This is a genomic window from Peribacillus sp. N1 (assembly GCF_054600815.1).
Genome location: NZ_BAAHZO010000005.1, coordinates 221,990 through 233,544, shown reverse-complemented (window position 1 = coordinate 233,544; position 11,555 = coordinate 221,990). Strand labels below are relative to the sequence as shown.

At 41.3% G+C, this 11,555-nt stretch carries 12 protein-coding genes and 2 riboswitches; of the genes, 4 read left to right on the top strand and 8 right to left on the bottom strand.

What is annotated here, in order from left to right; genetic code table 11:
- Nucleotides 1-20: 20 nt before the first annotated feature.
- On the bottom strand, nt 21-416 hold the full coding sequence (gene spx, locus ACYP5M_RS19635; protein ID WP_034314875.1) for a transcriptional regulator Spx: 396 nt from the start codon (nt 414-416) through the stop codon (nt 21-23).
- 247 nt (nt 417-663) lie between these two features.
- Here spx and modB point away from each other — a divergent pair, with 247 nt between their 5' ends.
- A complete protein-coding gene (gene modB, locus ACYP5M_RS19630; protein ID WP_101224257.1) occupies nt 664-1,317 on the top strand; it encodes a molybdate ABC transporter permease subunit in 654 nt (217 codons plus the stop codon).
- Here modB and ACYP5M_RS19625 read toward each other — a convergent pair.
- Entirely contained in the window at nt 1,279-1,758 is a 480-nt protein-coding gene (locus ACYP5M_RS19625; RefSeq protein WP_434169618.1) for a GNAT family N-acetyltransferase, read from the bottom strand. The genes modB and ACYP5M_RS19625 overlap by 39 nt on opposite strands.
- A 115-nt stretch (nt 1,759-1,873) precedes the next feature.
- Here ACYP5M_RS19625 and ACYP5M_RS19620 point away from each other — a divergent pair, with 115 nt between their 5' ends.
- Nucleotides 1,874-2,365, top strand: a complete 492-nt coding sequence (locus ACYP5M_RS19620) for a hypothetical protein (protein WP_434168778.1) — start codon at nt 1,874-1,876, stop codon at nt 2,363-2,365.
- A 197-nt stretch (nt 2,366-2,562) separates the two neighbouring features.
- The gene (locus ACYP5M_RS19615) at nt 2,563-2,760 is read left to right on the top strand and encodes a cold-shock protein (protein WP_028393295.1); all 198 of its coding nucleotides are present in this window, start codon (nt 2,563-2,565) and stop codon (nt 2,758-2,760) included.
- Between the two features lie 41 nt (nt 2,761-2,801).
- Here the strand turns inward: ACYP5M_RS19615 and ACYP5M_RS19610 are convergent, their stop codons facing one another.
- The 4 genes from ACYP5M_RS19610 to ACYP5M_RS19595 all read right to left on the bottom strand — a co-directional run bounded on the left by ACYP5M_RS19610 (nt 2,802) and on the right by ACYP5M_RS19595 (nt 6,891).
- Nucleotides 2,802-2,969: a hypothetical protein gene (locus tag ACYP5M_RS19610; protein WP_402941076.1), complete on the bottom strand. Its 168-nt coding sequence runs from the start codon at nt 2,967-2,969 to the stop codon at nt 2,802-2,804.
- A gap of 117 nt (nt 2,970-3,086) precedes the next feature.
- Entirely contained in the window at nt 3,087-3,524 is a 438-nt protein-coding gene (locus ACYP5M_RS19605) for a flavodoxin domain-containing protein (RefSeq protein ID WP_230177290.1), read from the bottom strand.
- A complete protein-coding gene (locus ACYP5M_RS19600; protein WP_137023613.1) occupies nt 3,496-4,548 on the bottom strand; it encodes a ribonucleotide-diphosphate reductase subunit beta in 1,053 nt (350 codons plus the stop codon). The genes ACYP5M_RS19605 and ACYP5M_RS19600 overlap by 29 nt, the downstream gene beginning before the upstream one ends.
- Nucleotides 4,549-4,593: 45 nt before the next feature.
- Nucleotides 4,594-6,891, bottom strand: coding sequence for a ribonucleoside-diphosphate reductase subunit alpha (locus ACYP5M_RS19595; RefSeq protein WP_260356847.1), 2,298 nt, complete (start codon nt 6,889-6,891; stop codon nt 4,594-4,596).
- A 138-nt stretch (nt 6,892-7,029) separates the two neighbouring features.
- Nucleotides 7,030-7,210, bottom strand: a riboswitch (cobalamin riboswitch).
- Between the two features lie 292 nt (nt 7,211-7,502).
- Here ACYP5M_RS19595 and ACYP5M_RS19590 point away from each other — a divergent pair.
- Nucleotides 7,503-8,432, top strand: a complete 930-nt coding sequence (locus ACYP5M_RS19590; protein WP_101224252.1) for a manganese-dependent inorganic pyrophosphatase — start codon at nt 7,503-7,505, stop codon at nt 8,430-8,432.
- Nucleotides 8,433-8,526: 94 nt separating this feature from the next.
- Here ACYP5M_RS19590 and ACYP5M_RS19585 read toward each other — a convergent pair whose 3' ends face one another.
- A complete protein-coding gene (locus ACYP5M_RS19585) occupies nt 8,527-8,673 on the bottom strand; it encodes a hypothetical protein (protein WP_155726446.1) in 147 nt (48 codons plus the stop codon).
- Nucleotides 8,674-8,758: 85 nt separating this feature from the next.
- Entirely contained in the window at nt 8,759-10,216 is a 1,458-nt protein-coding gene (locus tag ACYP5M_RS19580; protein ID WP_459735419.1) for a SulP family inorganic anion transporter, read from the bottom strand.
- Nucleotides 10,217-11,313: 1,097 nt separating this feature from the next.
- Nucleotides 11,314-11,403, bottom strand: a riboswitch (cyclic di-GMP riboswitch).
- Between the last annotated feature and the right edge of the window lie 152 nt (nt 11,404-11,555).

Genomic DNA, 11,555 nt, shown 5'->3' with positions numbered 1-11,555 from the left:
TTATGCAGAATGTTAACTGATTAAGCCAATTGGCTGATTGCACGCCATAATTGTACATGACGGACCTTCCTTGGAAGGAAGCGTCCCATTTCTTCTTCATTATATCCTGCATGCAAGTTCTTATGGTCGAAAATGATTGGCCGGCGAAGTAAATCCGGGTTATCTTGAATAAGCTTGCAAAGATCATTAAGTGGTGTATTATTTATATCGATATTCAGGCTTTTGAATTTTTTGGAACGGGTTGAGATGATTTCATCTGTCCCGCCTTCCGTTTTACGTAAAATCTCTTTTATTTCTTCTATAGAAAGTGGTTGGGAATATAGGTTACGTTCATTAAAGGAAATTTCGTTCTTCTTAAGCCAAGCTTTTGCTTTACGACAGGCTAAACTGCTTGGGGTAGTATAAATTGTTACCATTAAAATCGACTCCTTCAAAGTTTTCAAGTTTATTGGAATGAAATTATTTTTATATTTGTGATACTCTTACTTTAACGTTCCTTTGTGTCAGCAAGATGTCAAGAAAAATAAACTTAAATGTTATTTTAAAAAGAAAGGGAGAAAATGAAATGGAATCTGCCTTTAATGAAAAAGAAACGGTTTGGGTAATGGTGCCGAAAAAGGACCTGCATAGGCCGTTATTTAACAGTGATGTGCGGATGGTATCATGACAGGGGATTTTTGGTCACCAGTCAGGCTATCGATACAAGTAGCGGGACTATCGGGTATCCTTGTTTTCGTTTTAGGAATTATCCTAGCGCGAATGATGGCTAAAAAGAAATTCAAGGGAAGAGTCCTGTTGGAAACAGCGTTTTTATTGCCGCTTGTTTTGCCGCCTTCCGTCGTGGGGTTTTTATTGATTGTGATTTTTGGCAAGAGTGGAATGCCGGGACAATTGATTGAAAGGGTTTTTGATCAGCCACTGATGTTCACGTGGTGGGCGGCGGTCATTGCATCTACCGTGGTAGCGTTTCCGCTTATGTACCAATCCGCTAAAACGGGCTTTGAAGGTATAGATGAAGAAATCGAAAATGCAGCAAGGGTTGACGGGGCCGGCGAGTGGAGATTATTCCTGAATGTATCCCTTCCATTGGCGGTCAAATCCATCGTCACTGGTGCCATCTTGAGTTCAGCGCGTGCATTGGGGGAATTCGGGGCCACACTCATGTTTGCCGGAAACATTCCCGGACAGACACAAACCATACCGACGGCGATTTATATCGCCATGGACTCCGGGAATATGACATTAGCCTGGCTATGGGTTGCCGTAATCATTGTCATTTCATTCATTATGCTTTTTATCGTGACATACATAAAATGAATGCTGTTTCTCGAATATGCTTATGAAAAAGAAAGGTGCGGCTTCTACGTCCTCTTTATGGGTGAATCCGTTTTTTTCGTAAAGGTTCCGTGCAGGCAGGTTCATTTTACCGGTCGAAACGGATATCTTTTCCCAGTCGCCGGGTAATTGAAGAGCATGCAGCAGTGCATCCGCGATACCCTGCCGAAAATAATCAGGATGGACGACCATCCGGCAAATCAGTATTTGACCATTTTCTTTTGTATAAGATATTGCACCCGCTAAGGTACCACCCTTTAAAAAGCATAGAAACGTTTCATGACAATGAATGAATTGTTCATATGTTTCCAATAATGGAGGGATATCAGCAAAGCCGATCATTTCCGCTTCCACCTTATAGGCTTCTTTCTGAAGTTTAAAAAGCTGCCGGCCATAAGCGGAGTCCAGGTCCCGAATTGTCATGAGCAATCAAATCACTCCCTTTCATTACATTATAATGGAAGAGGGGGATTATTGTTTCTAATCAGTCTATGTTATAATCGACAAACAATATGAACTAATGAAATGAGGAAGAAATTTGTTAACATTTGAAGAAAAATTGAGCATTATTGAAACTTTTCCGGAATTACAGCGAAAAGACGTTTCATTGGGACGTGTGAACTTCCATTATCCAGATAGCGTCCAAGAGAAAAAAATCGTCGTTCAGCACTTGCATCCCAATGGAAATGGATTCGTTTACGCTGGGCATATGAGAAAAAAAGACACTGACCGTAAAGGGTTTATCAATATACGTGACTATGATGAAGCGGATTTGAAAGAATTGATTCAAAAAAGCGTGGATTACCTATCAAAACCTCCGGTAGAATTCGAAGAAGAGGAAAACGAGTTCGCTAGGTTGGAAGGGGCATGGATTGGCCCTGAAAAGCAAGAGCTTACACTTGAAAGGGAAGACCTGCTTTGGAATGTTTATTCAGGGTCGAATCTTGAGGAATGTTTCGAGAGTCCGGTAGAGGCGGAGCGTTACTTATTGGACGAAGGCTTCCGACAAAGCAAGAAGAGAAATATGTAGAATTTTAGGATAATTTGTCGGTTGATTTACTGCGATAATCTTGTTTTTTTAGGATTTCCCATGATATAATATGAGTAATTATTTTTGTTCGGAAAAGTTTGATAGAAGGATTTACTGTAATAGGATTCCTCTTGAAACATTATCCAGAACCAAAAATAGTAATAAAATGGATTTTTCCAAACACAGGAGGAACTATCATGGTACAAGGTAAAGTAAAATGGTTTAACGCAGAAAAAGGTTTCGGTTTCATCGAAGTTGAAGGCCAAGACGATGTATTCGTACATTTCTCAGCTATCCAAGGAGAAGGCTTCAAAACGCTTGAAGAAGGCCAAGAAGTTTCTTTCGAAATCGAGCAAGGCGCTCGTGGACCACAAGCAGCTAACGTTCAAAAATAATTGAACGCATATAAAAAAAAGACTCCGATTTTGGAGTCTTTTTATTTTTCTTTTATTTCGGCGATTTCCTTTAATGCTTTGTCCAATTTTTCTTCGATCCGTTTAGAACGATTAAAATGCCCTGACAGGAAAAAGACGATGAATATAACGAAAACTACAAGCACTAGCATAAAAAGGATAGGAAGGAACTGTGTTATATTTTCAGTCATTGGATATTATCTCCTTTTTTCTTCCATTATACTCCATGCTTACGGCTGCTATGATATAGGGAGCCAAGTTTTTTAAACACTGAAAGGGGATATGCGAGCATGCATATCCCCTTTCAGTCAGTTCTGGAATAGCGAGGCGAACTTTTGAAGTCTGGGCAAGTCTGATTCTTGATACATCTGTTCTATCTTCAATGTCACCAATAACTGGCTCTTGGCAAATAACATGTCCCGGAAATGATCGACCGCCCCACAAAAATGATTATAGTTGGTTTCACCAGTGCCGAAGACTCCCGTTTTCAGATGAGCAATAGGCAACTGTTCCAGTTCTTTATAAAGGGCTGCTGATTTAGCGGGAAGCTCCCCATTGCCCCATGTATAGGTGCCGACGATCAATGCATCGTAATCTGGCAATGTACGTGAATCGAATTCATTCATTCGATATAGTCCAGCTTCAGGTAAAAGGGAAGCGAGGGCTTCAGCAAGCGCTTTTGTATTGCCGCCGGCAGAATGATAGACAATGGCAACTTTACAGCTCATCGAACCCATTGCTGGCATTTACTTGACTGTATGTCCTTGACTTCTGTTCGAAGAAATCGGTTTTGGTAAGTCCGATGGATTCATCATCGAACGTTTTGATCCATGGCATCGGGTTCTCGCCATACTCTTTATACAAATTTTCAAGGCCTAGCATACGTAACCGTTTGTTGGCGATATATTCGATGTACTCATTGAATTCTTCCAAATCAAGATCGGCTTTGGTTTGGATATCTTCGAGCATATATTCAGACCATTCCTTTTCGAGTTCGACTGCTTTTTCAATCGTTGTATAGATGAACTTCGTGTTTTCTTCATTATTTAACTCCGGATATTCATACATCAAGATTTGAATGAGCATTCCAATGAAATCGAAATGTACCATTTCATCGCGATGAATATAGGATATCATCGTAGCCGATCCGGTCATTAGATTTTGCCGTCCTAAATTATAATAAAAGGCGAAAGCCAGATAGAAATAAATTCCTTCAAGGTTCGTTGAATGGATCAGTGCCTCGAATAAATGCTGTGGGCTGGGATCGTCCACGAACGTTTGATAAGCATCAACGATCGGTTGGTTACGCTTAATCACTTCAGGATGTTCTTTGATGCGGTCGAAAAGCTGTTTTTGCTTGCCTACCGGAATCAAGGAAGCAAGGATATAGGAATAAGATTCATTATGGATCGATTCCTGCTGGGCCATGTTGGCCAGGATAGCTTTTGCCGCCGGATCTTTGATGTACCGAAGGATTTCTACTAATGTGGGCGTTTGAAGACTGTCCATTCCAGCAATCATCGTAAGGATATCGAGAAATGCATCCTGGATATCTTCATCCAATTCGCCCCACTGCTTTTTATCCTGAATCATGTTCACGCTCGAAGGCTTCCAAAAGTTATTGATGAGCTGTGTATAGGTATCATAGAATTTTTCATACTGAATATCGTTCCAAAGGAGGAAGCCTGAAGCTTCTCCTTTGAAAACACCGGTTGCCTTGGTTGGATGCGTCGGTTCGAGCATCCGAATTTTTTTGATATGATTGGTCATTCGTGAAAACTCCTTTAAGAATAGATTACTGGGTCATGATTGTCGTTAACTTGAACAGCTTTCGCAGGCATTGTCATATTCGGAAGAAGTCGAACGAACATAATACGTTGATTTCAACCCGCTTTCCCATGCCGTTAAATGTATATCCAACAGGACCTTCGCTTTGATTGTATTGTGTACATACAGATTAAAGCTGATTGCTTGGTCAATATGGCGTTGTCGGGCTGCATTTTGCCTGATGCTTTCCAGTTGGTCCAAATTGAATCGCGTCTTTTTATAATATTCATACGTATTTGGCGTCAAGCCTGGTGCGGTCACCTTGAATTTGAAGTTTTTCTTTTCTTCGTAAAATTCAATTTCATACAAAGGGTCGATGCCATCCGTGGAATTACCGATTTTGGCTGTCGATGAATTGGGGGCAATCGCCATTAAATATCCATTACGGGTTCCGTGTTCCTGTACGTCTGCTTTTAAATCCATCCATTTTTGATCTGTATAGTCACGGAGTTCGAAATAGTCCCCTGTATGCCAATCAGATCCTTCAAAATATGGGTATGATCCTTTTTCCTTGGCCAATTCGTTGGATGCCTTGATTGTTAAGTAAGCGATCTTTTCGTATAAAGCATCGGCATATTGAACAGCCTCATCGGATTCCCAATAAATATTCTGTGTGGCAAGTAAATGATGCCATCCAAACGTTCCTAAACCAATTGCCCGGTAACGTTTGTTCGAGATGGATGCTTGTTTGACAGGAAGATTATTCACATCAATGACATTGTCCAGCATACGGATCTGAATGGGAATCAATCTTTCCAAAACATCGCTGCCCACCGCCCGTGGCAAGTTAATGGATGAAAGGTTGCAGACAACGAAATCGCCGCTTTTACGAACCACAACAACATCTCCATCTTCTGTTTCATATTCATCCGTGATCGTCGAAGGGCTTAGGTTTTGGGCAATCTCCGTACAAAGGTTGGAACAATAAATCATACCTTTATGTTTATTGGGATTCTTCCGATTCACTTCATCGCGGTAGAACATATACGGTACGCCTTCTTCTAATTGAGAAATCATGATGCTTTTCATGATGTCCATCGCATTGATTTTTTCAAAGCTGTAGTTTGGAAGCGTGCCATTTTCTGCGGCCTCGACAGCAAGTGCATAATGTTTCCTGAAGCTTCCTTCGCCTTTCTTCTCGTCATAAAGATCTTCAAGTGAAAATCCAAGGGTTTGCTTAACGGTATGCGGATCGAAAAGATACCATTCTTTTCTGTCGCGTACAGCCTCCATGAATAAATCCGGTATGCAAACGCCTGTAAATATATCATGGGCTTTTAATCTGTCATCCCCGTTTTGTGTCTTCAAATCGAGGAAGCTCATGATATCTTTATGCCAGGCATCCAAGTAAATCGCGATGGCACCTTTACGTTGCCCCAATTGATCGACACTTACAGCTGTCTGGTTGAATAGTCGAATCCAGGGAGTCGTGCCGGAACTATTTCCAGAGAAACCCCGGATATCAGAACCAAGCGAGCGAACCTTACCAACGTAAAGGCCGACACCGCCGCCGAATTTAGATACTTTTGCTGCATCGTAGTTTGATAGATAGATGCCATCAATGGAATCTTCAATCGCGTCGATAAAGCAAGAGCTTAACTGTCCATGTGTTTTCCCAGCATTGGAGAGTGTAGGAGTCGCAACGGTCATATAAAGGTTGGACATGGCCCAGTATGCTTCTTTTATAAGTTGCAGGCGGTGCTCCGTTTTTTCCATTCGCATGATTTCCATCGCGATGATCATGAAACGTTCTTGCGGCAGTTCGTAGACCTTGTCCTTTTTTGGGCGGGCCAGATAGCGGTCGTTCAATAAGTAGATGCCTATGTATGAGAATAATTTATCTTTTTCCGGGTCGATCACCGAGCCCAATTCCTCAATTTCCGCTTTTGTATATGAAGATAGCAGTTCTGGCTTGTAAATTGGATAACGCTGACCTTCCGAAAGCTGGGAGAGTTCTGTGATCAGCTCATAGAATGGGCCATAACTCTTGCCTGCATAACCTCGATTGGCTTGTGCATCCCTATACATTGTATTCAACAGTTCTGCTGCAGCAACGAATGTCCAATCCGGAGCATCGATATCCACACCCTCAAGAGCGAGCTGAATCAGTTTTTTTGATGCCTGTTCTTCGGTTGAGTCACTTTTGCGATCAAGCCATTTTGTAAAACGCTTTTTGAACTTTTCCATATCGAGACGGCCTTCGAATTCCTTCGATAACATCTCAAGCTGGATGGATTTCTTTTCTGTTTCATTTTCACTTATGGTAGAGTTATATGTTTGAGTCATTAATAATCCTCCTTGTTAACTTCCGCTAAAATAAAAAAACCGCCCAAAGAATTGAGCGGATCAAACGATAGAATAAAAGAGCCATGAAAAAATAGCCGTTATACTATCGTTTCATCATCTCAATCCCCGAAGAATAAGAAACGTCAAAAATTCAAGGCAGGTCTCCTGACTCATGATCATCCTACTTTGAGTCCTTCCCGTATAGAGAGCTATACAGTGGGTTTCTCATTTCGTCACATTTACAGTTGCGGGGACAGTTCCGGGTTTACACCGGATTCCCTTTTCAGCCATCACTGGCACCTTGGATTATAAAAATTCTATATATAGTTATTGGTATAGATTATGTAATCAATATCTAGTATTTCTGCTTATATTATCGTAAGCCATATACGATGATAATTCAACTAATATATTTGAAAAAAACCAACCCTTATCTATTGACAAAGTGATGGCAGAGGGTGAAGGAATGAAAGATTTTATTGGGGAATGGATAATTCAAGCGCTGATTTTACGGGATTTTGTGTTAAAATAAAGTGTCTAGTAAAGGTGGCTCTCCCTTATTGCGGTGAGGGGATTCGCGGAAAAATATTTATGAAAAAGGGGATAAAATCTTGGAAAAAGTATTAGTTTTTGGACATAAAAACCCGGATACAGACACAATCTGTTCAGCAATCGCTTATGCAGATCTGAAAAAGCAGTTAGGTATCAACGCTGAACCAGTTCGTCTGGGTGAAGTGAATGGTGAAACTCAATATGCATTGGACCAATTCAAATTCGATGCTCCCCGTCTTGTGGAAAAAGTTGCAGGGGAAGCTGATGGCGTAATCTTGGTCGATCATAACGAACGCCAGCAAAGTGCTGAAGATATTGACCAAGTCCGTGTGTTGGAAGTTATCGACCACCACCGTATCGCTAACTTCGAAACGAGCGATCCTTTATATTACCGTGCGGAACCAGTTGGCTGTACGGCAACCATTTTAAATAAAATTTATAAAGAAAACGGCATTGAAGTTCCTAAAGCAATCGCAGGTCTTATGCTGTCTGCCATCATTTCCGATTCTTTATTGTTCAAATCACCTACATGCACGGAGCAAGACGTTGCAGCAGCTATGGAATTGGCTGCCATTGCGGGAGTCGACGCTGAAACATATGGCTTGGAAATGTTGAAGGCGGGAGCTGACTTGAGCGACAAAACGATCGCCCAGCTCATCACACTTGATGCAAAGGAATTTTCCATGGGATTGGCTAAAGTGGAGATTGCACAAGTAAATGCTGTGGATCCAAACGAAGTCCTTGCTAAGCAAGCTGAATTGGAAGCGGCGATTGAAGCGGTAATCGCTGTCAAGGAATTGGACTTATTCCTATTCGTCGTAACGGATATCTTGACTAATGATTCTGTTGCCTTGGCTCTTGGTAAAGCGGCTTATGCAGTGGAAAAAGCATACGACGTTTCATTAAACAACAACATCGCCGTCTTAGAAGGCGTTGTATCGCGTAAAAAACAAATCGTTCCGGTCTTAACGGACGTATTCAGCAAGTAATAAAGGAAAAGGGATGCTCATTATTTGGGCATCCATTTACTGTACATGCAAAAAAAGACTCAACCATCCATTAAGGATGTTTGAGTCTTTTTTCTTAATTCAAGGCTTCCTTTTCTTTTTCATAGGCGATGACAATCAATTCTTTATTGGCTTCCTCGCCAAGTTTGCTTTCAAAGCTTTTCAGTTCATTCAATAAATCCGGTGACAGATTTGCTGCTGTATAATCCTGCTCGGGTGTCATGCTTTTCGCTCCTTTCAAAAGGAATTGATTCATGTTATCTATTTTGTCGGTTTGAAAAGTTTCTATTCAGCAGAATGTTACTTCTTCAAGATATTTTACTTTCTGAGGTGGCGAGTTTTTCAAGCAATGACGAACTTTCTTCATCGAGCCCTTGGACTTGGACAGGTATTCCCAGAAGCTGATATTTAAGGATAACCGTATCAACAGCACCGACTGCTGAAGCATCCCAGATCTTGGAATGGGAGAAGTCGATGACGATTGCATCGGCTTTTTCCTTGAAGTCAAACTTCGAAACAAAGTCCTGGACAGAAGCAAAAAATATTTGTCCGCTGATACGATAAGTGATTTTCTTAGCCTGGATATCTTCCGTTTTCTCTGCTGCCACTTTAGAAATTTTAGCCGAGAAGAAAATCATGCTCAAAAGCACTCCGGCAAATACGCCTTTTGATAAGTCATGTGTATAAAGAACAATGAGGACCGTCACGATCATCACGGCTGCATCCGACTTAGGAGCTTTAGTGAGCCTCTTTAGGGAAGACCAGTCAAATGTCCCGATTGAAACCATAATCATGACCGCGACAAGTGCAGCCATCGGTATTTTAATAAGGACATCATTCAATACCACGATTAATATCATAAGGAATGCTCCCGCTACAAATGTCGAGAGCCGGCCCCTTCCACCTGATTTAATGTTGATACCGGATTGGCCAATCATCGCACATCCTGCCATGCCTCCAAAACATCCGGCGATTATATTCGAAATCCCCTGGCCTTTGGCTTCCCTATTTTTATTACTATCCGTGTCAGTCATCTCATCGACAATTTGAGCTGTCAATAACGATTCAAGCAGCCCAACAAACGCAAGGGCAATGGAATAAGGGAAAATGATCGCCAAAGTTTCGAAGGTCAAAGGGATGTCTGGAAGCATGAACATCGGGAGCGCTTCGGTCAATTGCCCCATATCCCCAACTGTCCGCACCGTAGCCCCTGTGGTAACTGCAACGACCGTCATGAATATGATGGCGACAAGTGGTGAAGGTATGACTTTCGTGACCAGCGGAAAAAGATAAATGATTGCTAATGAAACGGCTGTCATGACATACATAATCCACGTTTCGCCCACGAAATGGGTAAGCTGTGCCGTGAAAATCAAGATGGCTAAAGAATTCACAAAACCAGTCATGACCGGTTTCGGGATAAACTTCATTAATTTCCCGATTTTTAAGACCCCTAGTAAAATTTGCAGCAAACCAGTCAATATTGTTGCAGCAAGTAAATAGTTCAAGCCATGATCTTTAACAAGGTCGACCATGACGAGTGCCATTGCGCCAGTGGCAGCCGATATCATTCCCGGCCTCCCGCCGACGAAAGAGATGACAATGGCAATGCAGAATGAGGCATATAGACCAACCATTGGGTCAACGCCAGCAATGATCGAAAAGGCAATCGCCTCCGGAATCAATGCCAGGGCAACGACAATTCCCGATAGGACATCTCCTCTAACGTTGCCGAACCATTCCTGTTTGTATGCAGATGTATTCAAAGAAACACTCCTTCTTTCTTTTTTATATATGTGTGTGTTAATTTCATTTTTAACGCACTAAATTATAGCATGAGTCCTTCTTTCTATCTATACGGATAATTAAACGACAAATCGAGGGTTATTCATTTCTAATTGAATGAAGGTAAAATGCCTAAAGCGGGAAGAATTGATACAAAAGGTGCTTGAGCCATCTTGTAAGGGAACCAAGGCTGAAGAAGCCTCGATTCATCTATAGGATGAATCGGAAAACTGTCTATTGACCTTCGGTAGGGTCTCGAAAAAATGAATGACTAAAAGGGATGATATGAAGATTACCGGTTGAGGGGCAAATAAACTCGTACCTTCGTATTGGGAGGGATATATCATTATCTTATAACAGCCAATTATATATGGAGGTAGGCGGTACCACTAGAAAGCTGGATCATTTAGTATGTTTGCATACAGGGCATGCAAGTAATAATGTCAATCGAAATGGATTTCCGAAAAAATGGCTTGGCCATTTTTGACGTAATGGGCTCCTACACGCTTTGCCCCAACGAATGGAACCGGTTCATGACAGTCCAGACATGGGCTTTAGAAGGTAGTGAAACGCGGTAGAATCTAATGATTTCTTATAAACCACATGATGATTTATCAATCGAGCCAGTTATAGGCCGACCGTACATTTACTATTCATATAATGAAAAATGATAGTGCTTTAACTGTGTCAGTATAATTGGGCATGAGGTAATTGAGTGTTTTTTACCGGAACTATATATTCCTTTTTTTATACAAGGAAGTGGTGAGGGTTAAAAAGTAAGGAACCCCATACCATTGTTAAGGGGCTAACCATTATCAATGCTGGATTTACATTTAGGACATGTCACTTCTTTATAATGCTTGAACCTGATCTTTCGAAGGTCGCTTCTGGACAACATTGCGAATACATTATATCTTGTGCCGCATGCACAAGTATTTTTATCTTTAACTATGTGTCTCTCATCCGTAGTAGCTGAATAAATGGTTGGAAAGAACATATATAACCCTCCTTGTTTTAATTTTAGGCAAATTAAAAAGGGGCAAGAAATTGATAATAAAGTGATCCATTCAAGAAAAATCTTGGCAGCCCGGCTGCCATGACAACTAGTTGTTGGTTTAGGCCCGTGGCTTTGCGTCTTTTACTTTCATAAAATTTGCCTATAATAATCATAACATAAAACCTAATGTGTGATGAAGTGCAGTGCAGTAAAAATACTTATCAGTTTATGGGTGGGACCTAAGGTTGGATGGAGTTTACGGATAGGCATGAACGTTACCGGTTTCAAATTTTCAACTCACTGACTGTATCGGAATACGACCG